At 65.1% G+C, this 20,112-nt stretch carries 23 protein-coding genes; 11 read left to right on the plus strand and 12 right to left on the minus strand.

Features of this window, described 5'->3' with window-relative positions; translation table 11 throughout:
- Positions 1-7: 7 nt before the first annotated feature.
- The 3 genes from ACEN9N_RS11320 to ACEN9N_RS11330 all read right to left on the minus strand — a co-directional run bounded on the left by ACEN9N_RS11320 (position 8) and on the right by ACEN9N_RS11330 (position 2,708).
- On the minus strand, positions 8-268 hold the full coding sequence (locus tag ACEN9N_RS11320) for a DUF4282 domain-containing protein (RefSeq protein WP_007834235.1): 261 nt from the start codon (positions 266-268) through the stop codon (positions 8-10).
- A gap of 53 nt (positions 269-321) precedes the next feature.
- The gene (gene ilvN / locus ACEN9N_RS11325; RefSeq protein ID WP_007834236.1) at positions 322-813 is read right to left on the minus strand and encodes an acetolactate synthase small subunit; all 492 of its coding nucleotides are present in this window, start codon (positions 811-813) and stop codon (positions 322-324) included.
- 110 nt (positions 814-923) lie between these two features.
- Entirely contained in the window at positions 924-2,708 is a 1,785-nt protein-coding gene (locus ACEN9N_RS11330; protein WP_056599167.1) for an acetolactate synthase 3 catalytic subunit, read from the minus strand.
- Positions 2,709-3,002: 294 nt separating this feature from the next.
- On the opposite strand from ACEN9N_RS11330, the gene ACEN9N_RS11335 reads away from it, so the two are divergent.
- From ACEN9N_RS11335 to ACEN9N_RS11360, 6 genes are read left to right on the plus strand one after another with little or no spacing between them, the layout of a single operon-like run.
- Positions 3,003-3,569 carry an RNA polymerase sigma factor gene (locus ACEN9N_RS11335; protein WP_413331473.1) on the plus strand — a complete coding sequence of 189 codons (567 nt, stop codon included), beginning with the start codon at positions 3,003-3,005 and terminating at the stop codon, positions 3,567-3,569.
- On the plus strand, positions 3,566-3,991 hold the full coding sequence (locus ACEN9N_RS11340) for a DUF3619 family protein (protein ID WP_495656088.1): 426 nt from the start codon (positions 3,566-3,568) through the stop codon (positions 3,989-3,991). The genes ACEN9N_RS11335 and ACEN9N_RS11340 overlap by 4 nt, the downstream gene beginning before the upstream one ends.
- 15 nt (positions 3,992-4,006) lie before the next feature.
- A complete protein-coding gene (locus ACEN9N_RS11345) occupies positions 4,007-4,840 on the plus strand; it encodes a DUF3106 domain-containing protein (RefSeq protein WP_495656089.1) in 834 nt (277 codons plus the stop codon).
- Between the two features lie 13 nt (positions 4,841-4,853).
- Entirely contained in the window at positions 4,854-5,420 is a 567-nt protein-coding gene (locus tag ACEN9N_RS11350; protein ID WP_495656090.1) for an RDD family protein, read from the plus strand.
- Positions 5,417-5,824, plus strand: coding sequence for a diacylglycerol kinase (locus ACEN9N_RS11355; protein ID WP_495656091.1), 408 nt, complete (start codon positions 5,417-5,419; stop codon positions 5,822-5,824). The genes ACEN9N_RS11350 and ACEN9N_RS11355 overlap by 4 nt, the downstream gene beginning before the upstream one ends.
- Positions 5,825-5,855: 31 nt before the next feature.
- Positions 5,856-6,446, plus strand: a complete 591-nt coding sequence (locus ACEN9N_RS11360; protein WP_007834248.1) for an LOG family protein — start codon at positions 5,856-5,858, stop codon at positions 6,444-6,446.
- Positions 6,447-6,490: 44 nt separating this feature from the next.
- Here ACEN9N_RS11360 and ACEN9N_RS11365 read toward each other — a convergent pair whose 3' ends face one another.
- Together ACEN9N_RS11365 and ACEN9N_RS11370 are read right to left on the minus strand one after the other, a co-directional pair.
- Positions 6,491-6,829 (minus strand): P-II family nitrogen regulator, encoded by a 339-nt coding sequence (locus tag ACEN9N_RS11365; protein ID WP_007834250.1) that lies wholly within the window; start codon positions 6,827-6,829, stop codon positions 6,491-6,493.
- A complete protein-coding gene (locus tag ACEN9N_RS11370; RefSeq protein ID WP_495656092.1) occupies positions 6,826-8,523 on the minus strand; it encodes an NAD+ synthase in 1,698 nt (565 codons plus the stop codon). Before ACEN9N_RS11370 ends, ACEN9N_RS11365 begins: the two co-directional genes overlap by 4 nt.
- Positions 8,524-8,542: 19 nt before the next feature.
- Between ACEN9N_RS11370 and ACEN9N_RS11375 the strand changes: the two genes are divergently transcribed.
- The gene (locus ACEN9N_RS11375; RefSeq protein ID WP_413313160.1) at positions 8,543-9,715 is read left to right on the plus strand and encodes a GNAT family N-acetyltransferase; all 1,173 of its coding nucleotides are present in this window, start codon (positions 8,543-8,545) and stop codon (positions 9,713-9,715) included.
- A gap of 59 nt (positions 9,716-9,774) precedes the next feature.
- Positions 9,775-10,527: a hypothetical protein gene (locus ACEN9N_RS11380; protein ID WP_413313158.1), complete on the plus strand. Its 753-nt coding sequence runs from the start codon at positions 9,775-9,777 to the stop codon at positions 10,525-10,527.
- On the opposite strand, the gene ppa is transcribed toward ACEN9N_RS11380, so the two are convergent.
- Positions 10,528-11,055, minus strand: coding sequence for an inorganic diphosphatase (ppa, locus tag ACEN9N_RS11385; protein WP_007834256.1), 528 nt, complete (start codon positions 11,053-11,055; stop codon positions 10,528-10,530). It abuts the gene before it with no gap.
- Positions 11,056-11,309: 254 nt separating this feature from the next.
- Between ppa and ACEN9N_RS11390 the strand changes: the two genes are divergently transcribed.
- Both ACEN9N_RS11390 and ACEN9N_RS11395 read left to right on the plus strand, forming a co-directional pair.
- Positions 11,310-13,853 carry a sodium-translocating pyrophosphatase gene (locus tag ACEN9N_RS11390; protein ID WP_495656093.1) on the plus strand — a complete coding sequence of 848 codons (2,544 nt, stop codon included), beginning with the start codon at positions 11,310-11,312 and terminating at the stop codon, positions 13,851-13,853.
- Between the two features lies 1 nt (position 13,854).
- Positions 13,855-14,223, plus strand: a complete 369-nt coding sequence (locus ACEN9N_RS11395; protein ID WP_413313154.1) for a nuclear transport factor 2 family protein — start codon at positions 13,855-13,857, stop codon at positions 14,221-14,223.
- 10 nt (positions 14,224-14,233) lie between these two features.
- Here ACEN9N_RS11395 and ACEN9N_RS11400 read toward each other — a convergent pair whose 3' ends face one another.
- Complete coding sequence (locus ACEN9N_RS11400; protein WP_495656094.1) at positions 14,234-14,863, minus strand: TetR/AcrR family transcriptional regulator; 630 nt, start codon at positions 14,861-14,863, stop codon at positions 14,234-14,236.
- Between the two features lie 125 nt (positions 14,864-14,988).
- Between ACEN9N_RS11400 and ACEN9N_RS11405 the strand changes: the two genes are divergently transcribed.
- Positions 14,989-15,831 (plus strand): metal-dependent hydrolase, encoded by an 843-nt coding sequence (locus ACEN9N_RS11405; RefSeq protein ID WP_413313152.1) that lies wholly within the window; start codon positions 14,989-14,991, stop codon positions 15,829-15,831.
- 13 nt (positions 15,832-15,844) lie between these two features.
- Here the strand turns inward: ACEN9N_RS11405 and ACEN9N_RS11410 are convergent, their stop codons facing one another.
- The 5 genes from ACEN9N_RS11410 to ACEN9N_RS11430 all read right to left on the minus strand — a co-directional run bounded on the left by ACEN9N_RS11410 (position 15,845) and on the right by ACEN9N_RS11430 (position 20,110).
- Positions 15,845-16,432: a hypothetical protein gene (locus tag ACEN9N_RS11410; protein ID WP_007836715.1), complete on the minus strand. Its 588-nt coding sequence runs from the start codon at positions 16,430-16,432 to the stop codon at positions 15,845-15,847.
- 254 nt (positions 16,433-16,686) lie between these two features.
- A complete protein-coding gene (locus ACEN9N_RS11415) occupies positions 16,687-16,917 on the minus strand; it encodes a hypothetical protein (protein WP_007836713.1) in 231 nt (76 codons plus the stop codon).
- A complete protein-coding gene (locus tag ACEN9N_RS11420; protein WP_413313150.1) occupies positions 16,904-17,275 on the minus strand; it encodes a hypothetical protein in 372 nt (123 codons plus the stop codon). The genes ACEN9N_RS11415 and ACEN9N_RS11420 overlap by 14 nt, the downstream gene beginning before the upstream one ends.
- Before the next feature lie 17 nt (positions 17,276-17,292).
- Entirely contained in the window at positions 17,293-18,204 is a 912-nt protein-coding gene (locus tag ACEN9N_RS11425) for a DUF6999 family protein (RefSeq protein ID WP_413313148.1), read from the minus strand.
- Positions 18,188-20,110 (minus strand): iron-containing redox enzyme family protein, encoded by a 1,923-nt coding sequence (locus tag ACEN9N_RS11430; RefSeq protein WP_495656095.1) that lies wholly within the window; start codon positions 20,108-20,110, stop codon positions 18,188-18,190. The genes ACEN9N_RS11425 and ACEN9N_RS11430 overlap by 17 nt, the downstream gene beginning before the upstream one ends.
- Between the last annotated feature and the right edge of the window lie 2 nt (positions 20,111-20,112).

Here is a 20,112-nt window from a genome sequence, read left to right on the forward strand (position 1 = left end):
ATTTCACTCAGAGGCCGGAGGAATTCCGGTCCTTCATTTGCTGGTTGATGGACACGAGGCTGTCGTGGATGCGGAACAGCACGATGAGCAGTTCGCTGTAGATGCGAACACCGATGGCACCGAAGATCAGGAACGTGAAGGCCGGCAGGTACTGGCGCTGGTAGAGCGCCGCCCCCGCAAGGACAATCACGCCCAGCAGGCCGAGAAAGTAGAGCACCCGGACGATCGCGGGAGTCACCATCCTGTCGAAACCGAGCAGACCTCGCATCACTTTTGCCTCATGTGTGGATGAACGGATGAACTGAGGGCGCCTTCACCCTCCTACACGCGCAGAATGCGCTCGCCGCGGCCGATGCCGCTGGCACCGGTACGGACAGTCTCGAGGATAGCGCTACGTTCGATCGCTTCCAGAAAAGCGTCGTTCTTGCCATGGTCGCCAGTGAGTTCGATGGTGTAGCTCTTGTCGGTCACGTCGATGATGCGGCCGCGAAAAATTTCAGCCATGCGCATCATTTCCTCGCGCTCCTTGCCGACCGCGCGCACCTTCACCATCATGAGCTCGCGCTCGGTGTAGGCGCCTTCGGTCAGGTCGACGACCTTCACGACTTCGATCAGGCGGTTCAGGTGCTTGGTGATCTGCTCGATCACGTCGTCGGAACCGGTCGTGACGATGGTCATGCGCGAGAGGCTCGCGTCCTCCGTGGGTGCGACCGTCAGCGATTCGATGTTGTAGCCACGGGCCGAGAACAGGCCCACCACGCGGGAAAGAGCACCCGGCTCGTTTTCCAGCAGCACTGCAATGATGTGTTTCATGTTTGCGTGACTCCTCTTTTCGCCGCCCTCCCCCGCGCACGGTAATGCGCGGGCTTGGCGGGCAATAGATTCGTCAGTAAAGGTTGAGCGAGAGAAAAATGCCCCGCGGATCAGAGATCCTCGGAACCCATCAGCATCTCGGTGATGCCCATGCCGGCCTTCACCATCGGGAACACGTTCTCGGTGGGGTCGGTGCGGAAGTCCATGAACACCGTGCGGTCCTTGAGCTTGCGTGCTTCGCGCAACGCGGGCTCCACGTCTTGCGGACGCTCGATCAGCATGCCGACATGGCCATAGGCCTCGGCGAGCTTCACGAAGTTGGGCAGTGCGTCCATGTAGCTGTGGCTGTAGCGGCCGGAGTATTCGATCTCCTGCCACTGGCGCACCATGCCCAGGTAGCGGTTGTTGAGCGAGCAGATCTTGATCGGCGTGTTGTATTGCAGGCAGGTGGAGAGTTCCTGGATGCACATCTGCACCGAGCCTTCGCCGGTGATGGTGAACACTTCCGAATCGGGCTTCGCGAGCTTGATGCCCATGGCGTAGGGAATGCCCACACCCATGGTGCCCAGGCCACCCGAGTTGATCCAGCGGCGCGGCTCGTCGAAGCGATAGTACTGGGCAGCCCACATCTGGTGCTGGCCCACGTCCGACGTGATGTACGCGTCGGCGTCCTTGGTCATGTTCCAGAGGGTCTCGACCACGTACTGCGGCTTGATCACGTCCTTGTTGCCGCGGTCGTACTTGAGGCAGTCGCGCGAGCGCCAGGCTTCGATGGTCTTCCACCAGTCGGCCAGCGCGCCGGCGTCGGGCTTGGTGGTGCTCTCGCGGATCATCGAGATCAGCTCGGTGAGCACGTCCTTCACGTCACCAACGATCGGGATGTCGACCTTCACGCGCTTGGAAATGCTCGACGGGTCGATGTCGACGTGGATGATCTTGCGTTCGTTCTGCGCGAAGTGCTTGGGGTTGCCGATCACGCGGTCGTCGAAGCGCGCGCCCACGGCCAGCAGCACGTCGCAGTTCTGCATCGCGTTGTTGGCTTCGATGGTGCCGTGCATACCCAGCATGCCGAGGAACTTGCGGTCGCTCGCCGGATAGGCGCCCAGGCCCATAAGCGTATTCGTGACCGGATAGCCGAGCATGTCGACCAGCGTGCGCAGCTCGTTGGTGGCATTGCCCAGCAGCACGCCACCGCCGGTGTAGATGTAGGGACGCTTCGCGGCCAGCAGCAATTGCAGCGCCTTGCGGATCTGTCCGCCGTGGCCTTTGCGGACCGGGTTGTACGAGCGCATCTCGACCTTGTCGGGATAGCCTGCGTAAGGCGTTTTCTTGAACGAAACGTCCTTGGGCACGTCCACCACCACCGGACCGGGACGGCCGCTGCGTGCGATGTGGAAGGCTTTCTTCATCGTCATGGCCAGATCCTTGGGATCCTTGACGAGGAAGTTGTGCTTGACGATGGGACGGGTGATGCCGACCGTGTCGCATTCCTGGAAGGCGTCGAGGCCGATGGCGGCCGTCGGCACCTGGCCCGAGATGATCACCATCGGGATCGAATCCATGTACGCCGTCGCGATGCCGGTAACCGCATTGGTCAGGCCGGGACCGGAGGTGACCAGCGCCACGCCGACGTCGCCGGTGGCGCGCGCATAGCCGTCGGCCGCGTGGACGGCAGCCTGCTCGTGGCGTACCAGCACGTGCTGGATGGTGTCCTGCTTGTAGAACGCGTCGTAGATGTAGAGAACCGCGCCGCCCGGGTAGCCCCAGACGTACTGGACGCCTTCGGCCTGCAGTGCCTTGACCAGCACTTCAGCGCCCATGAGTTCTTGCGTCGGGTTACCTGCGCCTGAGGACGCGGCTGCTGCGGAAGCGATTTCCGCCTTGGAGATTTCCATGATCAACCTTTGTGTTATTTCGGGAACGAAATACCTTGGGTGCCCCTTGCCAACCCTTGTGAGGCCGCGCCAGGACTTGAGGCCAAAGCCATGGGCGGACTGATGTTCCGCCGGACCGTGACCCGTTTGCCTTTTGACTTGCAAGGCGGATTATGACATTTCCGGGCGTTCAGATTCGCTTCAGCTGCCCTGTAAAGCCACAAAGGCATAATCCGCGGCGATAAACACACATGCGACTTACGCAATCGCCAGACCCCTTTTCCCATGCGGCGCGCCTTTCGCGCCCCCTCTCGCTTGGCCACTGAACAAGAACTCTCCGACTTCCTGAAAAGCGTCGAACGGCGCGCTTTCAAGCGCTCGGTCTACCACGTGCGGGATGAAGAAGCTGCGCTCGATATCGTGCAGGACAGCATGATGAAGCTGGCGCAGCACTACGGTGACAAGCCGCCGGCCGAGTTGCCGATGCTGTTCCAGCGCATCCTGTCGAACTGCACGCTCGACTGGTTCCGCCGCCAGAAAACCCGGCGTGCCCTGTTCTCCAACCTCAGCGATTTCGAATCGGTCGACGACGACGGAGATTTCGACCTGCTGGAGAACTTCGTCTCGCCGACCGACTCTAGGGAATCGGAGAGCGCCGAAGACACGACCCGCCGCGCCCAGGTCTTCCACGAAATCGAGGAACAGATCGCGGCACTGCCGGGTCGTCAACGCGAGGCTTTCCTGATGCGTTACTGGGAGGAAATGGACGTCGCAGAGACGGCCGCTGCGATGGGCTGCTCCGAGGGCAGCGTCAAAACCCATTGTTCGCGAGCCGTTCACGCTCTGAGCAAGGCGCTCAAGGCCAAGGGAATATCGCTATGAACACTAAGGTTCCAACATCAACTTCCAGCATCGCCGAAGACCAGTTCGGTCAGCGCGTGATTGCCCGCCTTTCGGCCGGCAATCGGGAGTTGCCGCACGACATCGGCGAGCGGCTTCGCGTGGCGCGCGCACAGGCCGTGGCCGCGCGCAAGCTACCTCCGCAGCTGCGAACCGCGACTGTGGCGGTGCAGTCGGGCCATACGCTCACGATGGGTGGCAGCTGGTGGACCCGCATCGGCTCCGTGGTGCCGCTGATCGCACTCGTGGCCGGCCTGATCGCCATCAGCGCGATGCAGGAGGACGATCGCGCCAGCGAACTGGCCGAAGTGGATTCCGCGCTGCTGACGGGCGACCTGCCGCCCGCCGCCTACACCGACCCCGGTTTCGCTCAATTCCTGAAGGCCGACAGCGCCTCCGACTGAACCCTCACCAACCGAATGCGACGCCGCTCCATCTCCAGCGCGAACACTACCCATCCGTTGCGCCCGCTCCAGGCGGGCGTAGTCGTTTGGGCGGGTGCGCTTGCGGTCGCAGCCTTCGGCCTGACGCTCGCCAACGCCCAGCCCCCCACCGAGGCGGCGGTCAAGGGCTCGACCCCGGCAAGTTCCGCGTCTGCCACCAGCCCGAAGGCCGTCTCGACCACAAGGCCACTCTGGAGTGAACTCACGGCCGAGCAGCAGCAGGCCCTCAAGCCGCTCAGCGTTCACTGGAACACGCTGAACGTCGGCCAGAAAAGGAAATGGCTGGCGCTGTCTCGCAACTACGCGAGCATGTCGGCCGAAGATCAATCCACCCTGCACAGCCGCATGATCGAATGGGCTGCCCTGAGCAACCAGCAACGTGCGCAGGCTCGCCTGAACTTCGCCGAGGTCAAGCGCATTTCACCCGACGAGCGCAAAGTCAAATGGGAGCAGTACCAAGCCTTGAGCGAGGAAGAAAAGCGCAAGCTTGCGGAACGCGCCCCACCCAAGCCACGCGGGGCAGCCATTCCCGTTCGGCCGGTTTCGTCCCAGAAGCTCGTGCCGGTGCCGGCCGTCACGCCTGCAGGGCAGCACACGCCCAGAATCCTGCTGGCACCGCCGCCCCCGGCCGTGCCAGCAACGATCCTGGTGGCCTCGCCGCCGGAGCGAGCCCCCGCGGTCACGACGCCGGCGGCTTCCGTCACGCCTGCGCCCCCGGCGCCAGCTAGCGCCACGTCCGCGCCGGTTCCGGCGGAAGCCCAGGTACCAGCGCCGTCTTCTGGGGCCGAGGCACCTCCCTCTGCCCCCTGATCCCAAGGCTCCGATGGTTTCCAGCTCCCCCGAGGCGTCGGGCTCCGATCAGGCCGCCTCGCAGATTCCTCCAGCAACCCACGCTCCTGTTTCGATAGTGCCGGGCCTCTGGCGCCGCATGGCCTGCTGGCTCTATGAGGGCATGCTGCTGTTCGCCGTGGTGTTCGTTTCAGGCTGGCTCTTCAGCACGCTGGGCCAGATGCGCGACGCCATGGATTCACGGCGCCATCTTTTTCAGGCTTTTCTCTTCGTGGTGTTCGGCGTGTACTTCGTCTGGTTCTGGACCAAGGGCCAGACCCTCGCCATGAAGACCTGGAACATCCGCATCGTCGATGCACACGGACGGCCTGTCAGCCAGCGCCGGGCGCTGGCGCGCTACCTGCTGAGCTGGGTCTGGTTTCTGCCGCCGCTGGCCGCCGTTGCGCCGTTCAAGCTGTCGGGCGGCGAATCGACCGTCCTGATTTTCGGCTGGGTCGCCGTCTGGGCGCTGCTGGCGCGTTTTCACCCCGAGCGCCAGTTCTGGCACGACGCCTGGGCCGGTACACGGCTCATCACCTCCAAACCGATGAGTCGCCGATGAGTGCCTTGCCCAAGCTCCCCGATCCCGCCGTCAATCCGCAGAAAGCCCGCAAGGGCCTCGAACGGGTCTGGCATGCCGCGCTGATTTCTCTGCACGGCCTGCGCGCCGGCTGGAGCGAGCCCGCTTTCCGCCAGGAAGCCATCATGTCGATCGTGATGATCCCGGCCGCCTTCTGGCTCGGACGCGGCTGGACCGAGGTGGCGCTGCTCGCGGGCAGCGCGATCCTGGTGATGATCGTCGAGCTGCTCAACACCGCCGTCGAAGCAGCCATCGACCGCATCGGGCCCGAGTGGCACGACCTCTCCAAGCGCGCCAAGGACATGGGCAGCGCCGCGGTGTTGCTTTCGCTCGCGCTTTGCGGGGGCATCTGGGCGGCGGCGTTGTGGCAACGATTCGTGTCATGAGCAGGCCTGCGGGCTGCGGCATGATGGCAGGATGAATCCTGAATTTTCGATTTGCGTGTATTGCGGCTCGCGCCCCGGCGAGCGCCCCGAGTTTTCCCAGGCCGCGCAAGCGGTCGGCCAATGGATCGGCCGGCATGGCGGCCAACTGGTCTATGGCGGCGGCCGCACCGGCCTGATGGGCACGGTGGCCGAGGCCACCCGCCTCGCCGGCGGCCGCGTGGTCGGCATCATCCCCAAGGCACTGGTCGACAAAGAACTGGCCAACCCGCTGTGCGATGAACTGCATGTGGTCGACACCATGCACGAGCGCAAGGCCATGATGGGCGAGCGCGCCGACGCCTTTGTCGCCCTGCCGGGCGGCATCGGCACCTTCGAGGAACTGTTCGAGATCTGGACCTGGCGCCAGCTCGGCTATCACGACAAGCCGACCGGCATCCTCAACACCGCCGGCTATTACGACGGCCTGCTGGGCTTCCTGGCGCACAGCGTGCGCGAAGGCTTCATGGGCGAATGGCAGATGGAACTGATCCGCACCGGTACCGACGTGCCCGAACTGCTCACGGCGCTGCGCGCCGAAGTGCCGCTCCACCCGCGCGAAGACAGGCTGTCGGAAAACCTCTGAGGCGCGCGGTTCGAAAAAAGCCCCCGTTGCCGGAGGCTTTTGCTTCAGACTGCGTTCTCGTTTTCTTCGCCGGTGCGGATCCGCACGATGCGCTCCACGTCCGTCACGAAAATCTTCCCGTCGCCAATCTTCCCGGTGCGCGCCGAGCTGACGATGGCCTCGATGCAGCGTTCCACATCGGCCTCGTTGACGACAACTTCCACCTTCATCTTGGGCAGGAAGTCGACCACGTATTCGGCGCCGCGGTAGAGCTCGGTGTGCCCCTTCTGGCGGCCGAAGCCCTTGACCTCGGTGACGGTCAGTCCGGTAACGCCCACTTCGGCCAAGGCCTCGCGCACGTCCTCGAGCTTGAAGGGTTTGACGATGGCGGTGATCTGCTTCATGGTTTTTGCGCTCCGGCGGTTTCGTTGAATTTGCTGGTGATAGGGTAACGCCAATCCTTGCCGAAGCTTCGGTGGGTGACCCGGATGCCTACCGGCGCCTGACGCCGCTTGTATTCGTTGATCCTGATGAGCCGCGCAACCCGCTCGACCACCGCGCGGTCGTAGCCCGCGGCAATGATCTCGTCGATGCCTTCGTCGTCCTGCATGTAGCGTGCCAGGATGCCGTCAAGGATGTCGTAGGGCGGCAGGCTGTCCTGGTCGGTCTGATCGGGGCGCAGCTCGGCGCTGGGAGGCCGCGTGATGATCCGCTCGGGGATCGGCGCCGCCCCCGTGCCGTACGGATCGTGGGCATTGCGCCAGCGCGCCAGCGCAAACACGGTGGTCTTGAGCAGGTCCTTGATGACCGCGAAACCGCCCGCCATGTCGCCGTAGAGTGTGCAGTAGCCGGTGGCCATCTCGCTCTTGTTGCCCGTGGTGAGCACGATGGCGCCGAACTTGTTCGACAGCCCCATCAGCAGCGTGCCGCGGATGCGGGCCTGGATATTTTCCTCCGCCGTGTCTTCGGGCCGGCCCTTGAATTCCTCTGCCAGCGCATCCTTGAAGGATTCGAAGGTGTGCTTGATCGAAATCTCGTCGTAGCGCACGCCCAGGCGACCGGCCATGTCGCGCGCATCGATCCAGCTGATGTCGGCGGTATAAGGCGAAGGCATCATCACCGCGCGAACCTTGTCCTTGCCCAGTGCATCGACCGCGATCGCAAGCACCAATGCGGAGTCGATACCGCCCGAAAGCCCCAGGATGGCGCCTGGAAAACCGTTCTTGCCGACGTAGTCGCGCACGCCCAGCACCAGTGCGTCCCAGAGCTGTGCTTCGGCGTCGCGCGGGGGTGCGATGGCAGCCGGCTCGGCCACGAAGCCGGCGCCGCCCCGGGGCGTGCGCTCCAGCTGCGCGAAGATCAGCTTCTCCCGGAAGCTCTCCGCCTGCATGGCGGTGGTGCCATCGGCCTGCAGCGCGAACGAAGCGCCATCGAACACCACCTCGTCCTGCCCGCCGACCAGGTGCGCGTACACCAGCGGCAGCCCCACGGCACGCGCTCGGTCGGCCATGCGCGCGACGCGCTCGCCCTCCTTGCCCACGTGATAAGGCGAGGCGTTGAGCACGGCCAGCACCTCGGCGCCGGCGTCGCGGGCCAGCTCGGCCGGCTGGTCGAACCAGGCGTCCTCGCAGATCAGCAGTCCAACGGAAACCCCGCCCGCCTCGAACACGCAGGTGCCCTGCCCCGGCGTGAAATAGCGGCGCTCGTCGAACACCTGGTAGTTCGGCAGTTCGCGCTTGGCGTAGGTTTCGAGGATGCGGCCTTCCTTGATGACGCTGGCCGCGTTGTGGCGCATCTGCACGGCCACCGAGCGACTGCGCAGGCTGCCGCCGGTTGGATGCCCCACCACCACGACCATGTCTTTGAGGTCGGCCAGAGCGGCGGCAATGCCTTTCACGGCATCATCACAGGCTTCGGTGAAGGCGGGGCGGAGGAACAGGTCCTCCGCCGCATAGCCGGCAATCGAGAGTTCGGGCGTCAACAAGAGACGCGCGCCCTGTGCATGGGCCTGGCGCGCGGCGTCGACGATCTTTTTCGCGTTGCCGGCGAGGTCGCCCACCACAAAATTGAGTTGCGCGATGGCGAGCTTGAGCGTCATACAGAAGGAAGAAAAAGGCTTGAACGATTATGTCATTCGGGTTCTGTCGTCGCCGTCGGACGTGAGCCCGGAAGCATGGAACGCGCTGCTGGCCGCCGAGGCCGAGCCCTCGCCTTTCATGCGCCACGAATACCTTGCGGCGCTGAATGACAGCCGTAGCGCCTCGCCGGACAGCGGATGGGTGCCGCAGTTCGTCACGCTGTGGCAAGGTGAGCAGTTGCAGGCGGCGTGCCCGTTCTACATCAAGGACCATTCGTACGGCGAGTACGTGTTCGACTGGGCCTGGGCCAACGCCTACGAGCAGCACGGGCTGGCCTACTACCCGAAGGCCGTGGTTGCAGTGCCTTTCACGCCCGTGCCCGGCGCGCGGCTGCTGGCGCGCGATGCGCAGAGCCGCACATTGCTGGTGCAAGGGCTCGTCGCGCTGTGCAAACAGGAGGAACTGTCGTCGCTGCACCTGCTGTTCGGCGCCGAGGCGGACATCGCCGCCTGCGCCGAAGCCGGCCTGATGCTGCGCAACACCGTGCAATTCCACTGGACGAACACGGCACCCTCGGCCGGCACCGGCTACGCGGACTTCGACGCCTTCCTCGCCAGCCTCTCCCACGACAAGCGCAAGAAGATCCGCCAGGAGCGCCGCAAGGTGGCCGACGCGGGCGTGAGCTTCCGCTGGTCGCGCGGCGCCGACATCTCGAAGGCCGATTGGGACTTTTTCTACCGCTGCTACGAACGCACCTACCGCGAGCATGGCAACCCGCCCTACCTCACGCGCGACTTCTTCCGGCGCATGGCCGGCACCATGCCCGAAGCCTGGCTGCTGTTCATCGCCGAGCGCAACGGCAAGCCGATGGCCGCCAGCCTGATCGCCCTCTCGACGCAGTCCGACAGGCCGTTGGTCGCCTATGGCCGCTACTGGGGTGCGCTGGAGCGCGTCGACTGCCTGCATTTCGAGGCCTGCTACTACCAGCCGCTGGCCTGGTGCATCGAACATGGCGCCCAGCGCTTCGAGGGCGGCGCCCAGGGCGAGCACAAGATGGCGCGCGCACTGATGCCGGTGAAGACCACCAGTGCCCACTGGCTGGCGCATCCCTCGTTCGCCGATGCAGTCGAGCGCTTCCTGGAGCGCGAGGGTGCGGGCATCGAGAACTACATGGACCACCTGGGCGAGCGCAGCCCCTTCAGGTCCGCCTGAGTTGTGCCATTCGGGGCTGCTATAAAGGCGCCCGATTCGACAACAACACAAAGAAACCAATGCCATTCTTCGGACTGGGGCTGCACGTCCTCATTGCGCTGTTCTTTGCCGTGCATGCGATGCGCCACGGCAAGCAGATGTACTGGCTCATCATCCTTTTCAGCTTCCCGCTGCTGGGCAGCATCGTGTACTTCATGGTCGAGTACCTGCCCGCTTCGCGCATGCAGCGCACCGCGGGGAAGGTGGCGAACGCGGCCATCGGCTTCATCGATCCCGAGCGCGAATACCGCGCGGCCACCGAGGCCTACGACCTCGCGCCCACGGCGCAGAACAAGCTGCGCCTTGCCAAGGCCGCGCTCGACAAGGGCCAGGCCGCCGATGCCGTCGGCCACTACCGCGACGCGCTGAAGGGTCCGCTCGCCTCCGATCCCGAATTGCAGTTCGGCCTCGCCAGCGCGCTGATGGCCGCCGGCGGCCCTTCGGCCGGTCGTGATGCACTGCAGGCCTTGCAGACCCTGCGCAGTACGCGCGACGATTACCGCAACGACGAAGTCGCCGTGCTGACGGCCCGCGCACTGGCGGCCGACGGGCGCAACACGGAAGCGCGCGAAGCCTTCGAAGCCGCATTGAGCAAATACAACACGGTCGAGGCGCGCGCAAGCTATGTGGTCTGGCTGGCGCAGCAAGGCGACGCCGCTGCGGCGCAGCGCCAATGGGACGAACTCCAGCAGGCCGCGCGCCACTGGAACTCGCACGCCAGGTCGGTCAACCGCGAGTGGATGCGGCAGGCTGGCGATGCGGTCCGGGGCTGATTACTTCTTGTAGGCGGCGATGCCGTCCAGGACTTCCTTCTTGGCGGCGTCGATGCCTTCCCAGCCCAGCACCTTGACCCACTTGCCGGCTTCCAGGTCCTTGTAGTGCTCGAAGAAGTGGCTGATGGCCTTCAGGCGCATCGGGTTCACGTCGTCGACTGACTTCCAGTGGCTGTAGATCGGCAGCACCTTGTCGGTGGGCACGGCCAGCACCTTGCCGTCGACGCCGGCCTCGTCTTCCATCATCAGGATGCCCAAGGGGCGGCACGGCACCACCACGCCCGGCAGCAGTGGGTATGGGGCAATCACCAGCACGTCCACCGGGTCGCCATCGCCCGACAGGGTCTGCGGCACGTAGCCGTAGTTGGCCGGGTAGTACATGGCCGTCGTCATGAAGCGGTCGACGAAGATCGCGCCGGATTCCTTGTCGACTTCGTACTTGATCGGATCGGCGTTCATCGGGATTTCGATCACGACGTTGAAGGCATCGGGGACGTTCTTGCCGGGGGAAACTTTGTCGAAGGACATGACGTTTTTCGAGTAGTTGAAAAGTATGAGAGGGATGGGGACAAACCCGGAGTTTACTTTCCGCGTCACCGACCCGTCGCACGCACGCTCGTTTTTGCCTGTAAATTGCAACCGTTGGCCAATCGGCTCCGCACCCCAGGTGCTGCGAGCTTCGAGGAAGCAACGCGGCGGAAAACATGGTCCCGTACGCGTTGCACGCAGGGCCCATGCTGTCCGTCTCCACAAGTCACAACGAACGAATGGAGAAGCAAAGCATGATCGGCAACACCCCCCTGATACTGGCCATCGTCTGCGGCCTCGTGGCCGTGGCCTACGGTTTCTGGGCCCGAAGTTGGATTCTCGCGAAGGACCCGGGCAACGCCCGCATGCAGGAGATCGCGGCGGCCATCCAGGCCGGCGCCTCTGCCTACCTCGCCAAGCAGTACAGCACCATCGCCGTCGTCGGCGTGGTGCTCGCCATCCTCATCGCCATCTTCCTCGACCTGACCACGGCGGTCGGCTTCATCGTGGGCGCGGTGCTCTCGGGTGCCTGCGGCTTCATCGGCATGAACGTATCGGTGCGCGCCAATGTGCGCACGGCACAGGCGGCCACGCACGGGATCGGCCCGGCGCTCGACGTGGCATTCCGCGGCGGCGCCATCACCGGCATGCTGGTGGTGGGGCTGGGCCTGCTGGGCGTGTCGGTCTTCTACTGGGTGCTGTCCGCTGGCGGCATTCCGGCCGGGGCCCACGGCCTCTCGGCCATCCTCAATCCGCTGATCGGCTTTGCCTTCGGCTCCTCGCTGATCTCGATCTTCGCGCGCCTGGGCGGCGGCATCTTCACCAAGGGCGCCGACGTCGGCGCTGACCTGGTGGGAAAGGTCGAGGCCGGCATTCCCGAAGACGACCCGCGCAATCCGGCGGTGATCGCGGACAACGTGGGCGACAACGTCGGCGACTGCGCCGGCATGGCTGCCGATCTGTTCGAGACCTACGCCGTGACGCTCATCGCCACCATGGTGCTGGGCGCGCTGATGGTCACGGCGGCGCCGACCAACGCGGTGCTGTATCCGCTGGCGCTGGGCGGCGTGTCGATCATCGCGTCGATCATCGGCTGCTTCTTCGTGAAGGCATCGCCGGGCATGGTCAACGTGATGCCGGCCCTCTACAAGGGCCTGGCCGTGGCGGGCGTGCTGTCGCTGGTCGCGTTCTGGTTCGTCACCAGCTGGCTGATTCCCGACAACGCCATTGCACCGAGCGGCAGCCAGCTCAAGCTGTTCGGCGCCTGCTTCGTCGGCCTTGCGCTGACGGCCGCCCTGGTGTGGATCACCGAGTACTACACCGGCACCCAGTACAAGCCCGTGCAGCACATCGCGCAGGCCTCGACCACTGGCCACGGCACCAACATCATCGCGGGCCTCGGCGTGTCGATGCGCTCGACGGCGTGGCCGGTGATCTTCGTGTGCATCGCGATCCTGGCGTCCTATTCGCTGGCGGGCCTGTTCGGCATCGCAGTGGCGGCCACCTCGATGCTGAGCATGGCCGGCATCGTGGTCGCGCTCGACGCCTACGGCCCTATCACCGACAACGCCGGCGGCATCGCCGAGATGAGCGAGTTGCCCGACAGCGTGCGCGCCGTGACCGATCCGCTCGACGCGGTCGGCAATACCACCAAGGCTGTGACCAAGGGCTACGCCATCGGCTCGGCCGGCCTCGCCTCGCTGGTGCTCTTTGCCGACTACACGCACAAGCTCGAGAGCTTCGGGCTGAACATCAGCTTCAACCTGAGCGACCCGATGGTGATCGTCGGCCTCTTCATCGGCGGCCTGATCCCTTACCTGTTCGGCGCGATGGCGATGGAAGCCGTGGGCCGTGCGGCCGGCGCGGTGGTGGAAGAAGTGCGCCGCCAGTTCCGCGAGATCCCCGGCATCATGGAAGGCACCGGCAAGCCCGAGTACGGCAAGGCCGTGGGCATGCTGACCGGCGCGGCCATCAAGGAAATGATGATCCCGTCACTGCTGCCGGTGTTGGTGCCGATCATCGTGGGCCTGGTGCTCGGGCCGAAGGCGCTGGGCGGGCTGCTGATGGGCACCATCGTCACGGGCCTGTTCGTCGCCATCAGCATGTGCACCGGCGGCGGCGCCTGGGACAACGCCAAGAAGTACATCGAGGACGGCCACTTCGGCGGCAAGGGCAGCGAGACGCACAAGGCCGCCGTCACCGGCGACACCGTGGGCGACCCCTACAAGGACACTGCCGGCCCGGCGGTGAATCCGCTGATCAAGATCATCAACATCGTGGCGCTGCTGATCGTGCCGCTGGTGGTGAAGTTCCATGCCGGCGATGCGGCGGCGGCGGTACCGACGAAGGTCGAGCAGCCGCCGGCCTCCACGGCGCCCGCTGCCTCGCCCGCTGCCTCGCCCGCCGCCGCTGCCACGCCGTCGACGCCTGCGGCCGTGGTGGCTTCGGGCGCCGTGTCGGCCGCCAAAGCCGCCGCCGTGAAGGTCGAGAACGGCGTGGTCAAGTTCTACTTCGCGAGCGCCAGCGCCGAAGTGGCGCCCAACGCCAGGGAAGCGCTGACCGACGTGATCAAGGCCGTGCAGAGCGGCAGCACCGTGCTCGTGAGCGGTTACCACGATGCGAGCGGCGACCCGGCCAAGAACGCCGAACTTGCCAAGCAGCGCGCGGTGGCCGTGAGCGATGCGCTCAAGGCGGCCGGTGCGCCCGAAGACAAGATCGAGCTCGCCAAGCCCGAGCAATCCCAAGCCGACGGGCCGCCCTCCGAAGCGCGCCGCGTCGAGGTCAAGATAAAGTCCTGAGATGCCCACACCCGCACGACTCGAATCCTTCATCGCCGCCGTCGAAGGCGGCGCGCATGCCAAAGCCATCGAGGACTACTACACGGAAGACGCCACCATGCGCGAGAACCAGGCCGAGCCACGGCGCGGCCGCAGCACGCTGGTGGCGCAGGAGACGGCCGTGCTCGATCGCACCGAAACCGTCACCTCCACCTGCGTGCGTCCGGTGCTCGTGAACGGCGACCATGTGGCGATCCACTGGATCTTCGAGTTCACGTTCAAGGGTGGCGCCAGCATGCGCATGGAGGAAATCGCCTGGCAGCGCTGGGAGGGCGATCGCATCGCCGAAGAGCAATTCTTCTACGACCCGGCGCAGCGAAAGCCGGGCTGAATCTCGGCTTCTAGCGCCGGCTCTCGGCCGCCACGGCCCGCACCAGCCGGGTGGCTGGCGCTACCAGCTCCCGCAGGTCCGCAGCGCGATCCTGCTCGATGGCTTGCAGAACGAGTTCATTGATGCCGCCGACCACCGTCATCGCCATCTGGCTCGTCAGATGCACTGCGAGGCCTTCCGCGTCGCCGCTGCTGTTGATCGCCACCTGGATGAAGTTGGCGATCTCGTCGTTCACCCGGCGCCGCACCGCGAGGCCCGGCATGCCCAGGCCGAGGATCTCGACAAACAGCGTGCGCAGCAGCACCGGGTCCTGGGCGAGGTAATCGAAATACGCCGCCATGGCCTGCTCCACCTGCGCATGCCACGGTTGCGCGGGGTCGAAAGCCTCGCTCACCGCCTGCAGCGCGAGCCGGCTGGCGGTTTGGTAGAGCGCGATCAGGCACTCGGTCTTGGTGCTGAAGTGCTCGTAGAAGGTGCGGCGCGACACGGCCGCCTCGCGCACGATGTCGGCAATGGTGGTTTCGGCGTAGCCCTTTGCTGCCACGGCATGCGCCATGCCTTGCAGCAGGCGCGTGTAGTGCTCGCTTCCGGTGCCATCGTCTGACTTGGAAGGCACGGCTGTTTCGACGGCTTCACTCATGAACGGCACATTTTCCTACGTCATGGTACTTGACAGTACCAACTTGCGATTGCACCATGGAGGCAAGTCGGTACGAAGATGTACCAACCATTTCAGTTCCGTGCTTTTTTCGAGGCTTGTTTTTCATGACTGATCTCGTGGTCCGCCGCCTTCTGATCGATTTGCAATCGCCCTTTGCCCGCGACTGGTGCGGCGGCGACGCATTCTCGACCGCTTTCTTCAACGCCCTGTCGATGAGCTTCCCCTTCGGCGAACAATTCTTCATCGACGCGGTTCGCGATGCCGTCGCCACGTTGCCGACGGAAGTGCAGGAAAAGCATCGCGCCGACGTGCGCGGTTTCATCGGGCAGGAAGCCACGCACCGGCGCATTCATTCGCTCTTCAACAACCACCTCGAAAGCCAGGGCCTGGTGGATGGCTGGACGGCGCGCGCGGGCAAGCGCCTGACGCTGATGGAAGACGCCGACCCGCGCCACGCGCTGGCGGTGACGGCGGCCACCGAGCACTTCACGGCGCTGTTCGCCGAATGGCTGCTGGCCCACCCCGAGATCCTCGACGGCGCCGAGCCCCGGCTGCGCACCATGTGGCTGTGGCACAGCGCCGAAGAACTGGAACACAAGAGCGTGGCCTTCGACATCTACAAGGCCGCAGGCGGCTCCGACGAATGGCGCAAGCGTTGGTTCCGCCGCGTCACGATCATGTTCCTGGGCGACCTGATGCATCAGACCATCGACAACCTGCGCCACGAAAAGCAGCTGTGGAAATGGTCGACCTGGAAGAGCGCCGTGCGCATCCTGCTGAGCCGCGACGGTCTGCTGCGCGGCAACCTGGCCGGCTGGCGCGGCTACCTGCGCCCGGACTTCCATCCGATGCAGCAGGACAGCAGCCTCTCGGTGCGCTGGCTGGAGGACAACCGCGCACAGTACGCACCCGTGGGCGCGACACCCGAGGCAGCGGCCGCGGGTTGACCGGCAAGAAAGCTCAGTAGAAGTTGGCGCGTTGCGGCGCACCGCCGCCGGCCTGCTGGTGTTCGGGGCGCAGCGCCAGGTCGTGCAGGGTGTCGAAATCGGACGGAGCATCCGGCACGCGCATCACCACTTCCAGCTCGTGCATCGAAGTGACCCAACGGCCGGCCGGCGATTCGGCAGGCTCGTCGTTGGCGAAAACGCCGTCGCGGATGTAGAGGGTCTCGCCCTCGGGGCGCTCGGCATGCAGCTCGATCAGACGGGCGATGGAGAAGTTGTACGTCACGAGCTTTTCGCGCGTCTTGCGGTCCTTGCCGCCGCAATTGAACGAGCCTTCCGCGGCAATGACGATACAGGAGCCGTCCACGCCTCCGTCCATCTCGATCTCATTGCCCGAGCGCCAGATGGCGTTGGGCAGGCGCACGCGCACCTTGTCGATCACGAGGTCGCGCTGCTTGTTCAGGCTGCCAAGAGGCGGCACCAGCGAGCGCAATTGGCGCAGGCGCTCGGCGAAGTTGTCGTCCATCAGGAATTCGACATGGTGCGTGGCGCTGCCGGAGGAGCGCTTGACCACCTGAATGACCACGTGGCGCGACTTAGCCATGGCAGAACCCCTTTGCAAGCGTTGAATTCCATGTCCCGCGAGGGGCGTCGACGGCGTGGCTGCAATTCATTGGAAATCGGCTACAAATTAGAACTTTTGAATTCATGCAATCACTTGCATCATTTGTTTCTAACTGTATAACGATTGGCGGCAATGGGGAAGGCCAATTCGTGACTTATGCACGCGGAAATGTCTCCAAAGTGCCTCCCTGATGTGCTAGCAGGGTGTCCTTAACGGACTGACTTGGTCAAGGCCTACTCAAGGGATTCGTCGAGCGCCTTGCACGAAGGCGCGCAGACGGTCTGGGACTTGCCCAGCACCTGGCGGGTGCGCAACTGCGAGCGCACGCGGTGCTTGCCGCACATGAAGCACGACATGGTCGCGCCACTGAACGACGCCGAGGCGCGAAACGGCGAGCCGGGCGTCTTCGATTTGTAACGCAGGCCGTCCGCCACCACTGCCGTCTTCACTTCACCCTTCGCCATGCGTCTTGTCCTTGCTATTCGGTTCGGCACGGCGCATCGCGCGTGCAATGGCTTCCCGGGCACTGGTTTCAGCCGCCAGGGAAGCGTCCAACGCCGAGCGGCAAAGCCCGGCGTACTGATAGTTGAGGTTCTCATACACCTCGGCCGCGGCCGGATAGGCATCGAGCAGGCGGCCGAGCTCGGCGCCCTGCTCGACATCCTCGAACTCATGCACGAGGTGTTCGACCACGGAACGGTACTGCTCTGCGCCGACGGGCACAGCGCTGTGTTCAAGCTTTTCCAGCAGTTGCGCCAACACGTGGGTCACTGCCAGATCGGTCTTGGGAGACGGATTATCGGTCGTGTTCATGGTTTGCATCTGGGGGCAGCATACGCCTATGCAAGTGGCTGCTCGCACGGGGAGGTCTCTGGCGCCCCGGTTTCCTGGGCCGCCTGCATCCGCTGGAGCAGGCTGTGCAGCATCTCGGTGGACAGCCCGTGGATCACCAGCCGATGCCCCGCCCGCAGTGTCGACAAGGGCACGAGCGGGTGCTTGTTGTTGACCAGAATGAGGTGTTCGGGCGCGGCCAGGATCGTGGCCGCGTAGATGCCGATGGTTTCGTCCAGCTGCAGGGAGTTGGCGGCACGCCAGAAATCGTTGTCCGTCAGCATCAGCTGGTAAAGCGGCGTAAAAAGCTCGATGGCGCTTTGCAGATCGAGAAAATTGAGCTTTCCCTGGGGCATGTCTTCCAGCCGCGGGCCGGGCTCCCTGATCATGGAGAAATCGACCTGCTCCGCCTTGCGCAGCGCCACGCCCTTGTCGCGCAGCGCCTTGTTCAGCCGGATCACGAAATTGAACAGGTTCAGGTCGTGCTTCAGGAACATCTCGTCCTTCAGCGCGTCGATGCCGGCCGGCTCCAGCGGGCTCGTCGCTACCGGGGCCGGCGAGTTTCGCCCGATGAAGGCCAGCACCTGCGAGCCCAGGTGAAAGTGCCGCAGGATCAGCCAATTGGCCTCCGGCGAAACAAAGCGCTTCAGCCCCCACGCGAGAAGTCGGTGCAGCAGCATCGAATGCGACCAGTTGCGCGGCACGAACACCTTCACGATCTGGATCAGGATGATCGTCAGCCGCGCGATCGGCCGCAGGAACGGCAGCAGGTACTGGCGCGACGCCGAACTCGAATCGGCCAGCCACGCGGCTTTGACGTCGTCGGGCAGCGGCGTGCTCTGGTCGAGGTACAGCGCCAGCCAGGGGCTGGGGTCGCGCTCGTCGTGCGCCTGGGTCAGGAAATCAGGTGTTCGGTCCATGGGGCCTGCGTTCGGTGATGTGCTGGAACTGCATCAGGTACAGCGCGGCCGTATGGCGCGCGGTGTCGGCTATCTGTCGGGCGGCGCGCGCGTGCCCCTCTACGGCCATGACCATCTCGACCGCCGTGAGCCAGCGGCTCAGGTGATGCTCGTCGTTGTGGCCGTGGTATTCGAGGAAGCGGAAGGCATCGGGTGGCAGCTTCAGGCCGGACTTGAGCAGCGGCAGCAGCGCCGGCACGATGCGCTGGCCCGTGCCCTCGATGATGTAGATCGCGCCCAGCAATCCGATCGGGTCGCGCGTGGCGGCCAGGCCATGCAGGTAGGCGTTGAGCGCCTCGCCGCCGGGGTTGCGGCGCAGGTCTTCGATGTTCTCGACCATGCCGCCGGCCTTGCGGTAGTCGCTGAAGAGGATGTTGAAGTCGTTTTGCTCCTCCCCCGCGTGCACACCGATCAGCGAGGCCAGCATCTGGTACGGCTCGCTCAGCGAGGCGGCGCCTTCGCGCATCCACAGGCTGCCTTCGCGAACCTGGGGCACCCATTGCTCCATCCAGTTCAGGTAGTCGGGCACGGTAAAGCGGCGCTCGCGGATCTGGCGGATCAGCGGCGTGCGCCAGACCCGGGAGCGGTAGTCGTGCCAGATGGCGGCCAGTTCGGTCAACAAGGCACCGAGGCCCTCGGGCGCGGCGGCCGGGTCGTGCGGGGGTGCGATCACGAGGTCGTCGTCAGGCGCCGCTGCCGCCGCCGCGCGCGATGCGGCAACCACCGGCACGGCATCGACGGACTCCACTTCGAGCAGCATGTACGCCGCCATGAATCGCCCCGACTCTGGCACGTAGCAGAAGATCTGCTCGCCGGGCTTCAGCGCCTTGGTGTGCAGGAATTCGGCCAGCATCACGAGGATCGACGCGGCCCCGGTGTTGCCGCGCCAGGCCAGGTTGCTCCACCAGCGCTCGCGCGGGATCGACAGGTCGGCCTTGGCCATCAGGTCCTCGACCACCGGGATGAATTTTTCCGACGAGTAGTGGCAGAGAAAGTGATCGACCCGCTTCGGATCGACCCAGCCGTCGCGCACGAGACCCGCGTACTCGTGGATGCCGATGTCGAACAGGTGCGGCAGCAGACGGATGTCCTGGCGCAGCGACAGCGCGCCGGCAGCTTCGGCCTCGGCCCAGGAACCGAAATCGAGGTGGCCGCGTGTCCGGTCTTCGGTCAGCCCGAGCTGCATGCACACCGGATAGTCGCCCGAGAAAGCGCGCTGGTGCACCCACTTCAGCTTCAGCCGCAACCCCGGTGCACCGGCCAGTGCGGGCGTACCGTCGGACAGCAGCAAGGCGCCCGCGCCATCGGACAGCATCCAGCGCAGGAAGTGAGAGTCGAAGTCTGTCTCGTAGCCGCGCGCCGCGAAGCGCGAGCGCTTGAAGAGGCGCGACGGCATCTCGCTGGCCACCGCCACCGCCGAGCGGTGCGCCCCCAGCTCGATGCCCTGCGCGGCCGTCTGGATCGCCGACACGCCCGCCGCGCAGATGCCGTGCACCGAATGCGTCTCCATCGGCTGCGCCGTCAGCTCGCCCTGGATCATGTTGGCAAAGCCTGGCATCAGCGTGTCGCCGCCCGACGAGCCGCTGGCCAGCAGCGACACGCGCGACAGCTCCGCGCCGCCCCGCCGCAGGCAGTCGCGGATCGCACCTGCCGCCAGCTGCGCATTGGTGTGGCGGGTCACGCCTTCCTCGTCGATGGCGTAGTGCCGCGTGAGGATGCCGTTCTCCGCCAGGATGCGCCGCTTGATGCGCTCCGACATGCGGTTGAGCGGCGCGATGTAGGCGTCCATGCGGTCGTTGGGAATGGGCTCGCCCGGCATGAAGTAGCCGGCGCTTTCGAGGTAGACGCGTTGAAATGAGACGGGCATGG

The sequence above is a fragment of the Variovorax sp. Varisp46 genome (assembly GCF_059491885.1).

Coding starts and splice junctions, on each gene's coding strand:
- ACEN9N_RS11405 (WP_413313152.1), top strand. CDS start 14,989: ATGACTGATCTCGTGGTCCGCCGCCTTCTGATCGATTTGCAATCGCCC.
- ACEN9N_RS11370 (WP_495656092.1), bottom strand. CDS start 8,523: ATGACGCTCAAGCTCGCCATCGCGCAACTCAATTTTGTGGTGGGCGAC.
- ACEN9N_RS11400 (WP_495656094.1), bottom strand. CDS start 14,863: ATGAGTGAAGCCGTCGAAACAGCCGTGCCTTCCAAGTCAGACGATGGC.
- ACEN9N_RS11395 (WP_413313154.1), top strand. CDS start 13,855: ATGCCCACACCCGCACGACTCGAATCCTTCATCGCCGCCGTCGAAGGC.
- ACEN9N_RS11355 (WP_495656091.1), top strand. CDS start 5,417: ATGAGTGCCTTGCCCAAGCTCCCCGATCCCGCCGTCAATCCGCAGAAA.
- ACEN9N_RS11320 (WP_007834235.1), bottom strand. CDS start 268: ATGCGAGGTCTGCTCGGTTTCGACAGGATGGTGACTCCCGCGATCGTC.
- ACEN9N_RS11390 (WP_495656093.1), top strand. CDS start 11,310: ATGATCGGCAACACCCCCCTGATACTGGCCATCGTCTGCGGCCTCGTG.
- ACEN9N_RS11340 (WP_495656088.1), top strand. CDS start 3,566: ATGAACACTAAGGTTCCAACATCAACTTCCAGCATCGCCGAAGACCAG.
- ppa (WP_007834256.1), bottom strand. CDS start 11,055: ATGTCCTTCGACAAAGTTTCCCCCGGCAAGAACGTCCCCGATGCCTTC.
- ilvN (WP_007834236.1), bottom strand. CDS start 813: ATGAAACACATCATTGCAGTGCTGCTGGAAAACGAGCCGGGTGCTCTT.
- ACEN9N_RS11380 (WP_413313158.1), top strand. CDS start 9,775: ATGCCATTCTTCGGACTGGGGCTGCACGTCCTCATTGCGCTGTTCTTT.
- ACEN9N_RS11430 (WP_495656095.1), bottom strand. CDS start 20,110: ATGCCCGTCTCATTTCAACGCGTCTACCTCGAAAGCGCCGGCTACTTC.
- ACEN9N_RS11420 (WP_413313150.1), bottom strand. CDS start 17,275: ATGCAAACCATGAACACGACCGATAATCCGTCTCCCAAGACCGATCTG.
- ACEN9N_RS11345 (WP_495656089.1), top strand. CDS start 4,007: ATGCGACGCCGCTCCATCTCCAGCGCGAACACTACCCATCCGTTGCGC.
- ACEN9N_RS11360 (WP_007834248.1), top strand. CDS start 5,856: ATGAATCCTGAATTTTCGATTTGCGTGTATTGCGGCTCGCGCCCCGGC.
- ACEN9N_RS11330 (WP_056599167.1), bottom strand. CDS start 2,708: ATGGAAATCTCCAAGGCGGAAATCGCTTCCGCAGCAGCCGCGTCCTCA.
- ACEN9N_RS11365 (WP_007834250.1), bottom strand. CDS start 6,829: ATGAAGCAGATCACCGCCATCGTCAAACCCTTCAAGCTCGAGGACGTG.
- ACEN9N_RS11410 (WP_007836715.1), bottom strand. CDS start 16,432: ATGGCTAAGTCGCGCCACGTGGTCATTCAGGTGGTCAAGCGCTCCTCC.
- ACEN9N_RS11350 (WP_495656090.1), top strand. CDS start 4,854: ATGGTTTCCAGCTCCCCCGAGGCGTCGGGCTCCGATCAGGCCGCCTCG.
- ACEN9N_RS11425 (WP_413313148.1), bottom strand. CDS start 18,204: ATGGACCGAACACCTGATTTCCTGACCCAGGCGCACGACGAGCGCGAC.
- ACEN9N_RS11415 (WP_007836713.1), bottom strand. CDS start 16,917: ATGGCGAAGGGTGAAGTGAAGACGGCAGTGGTGGCGGACGGCCTGCGT.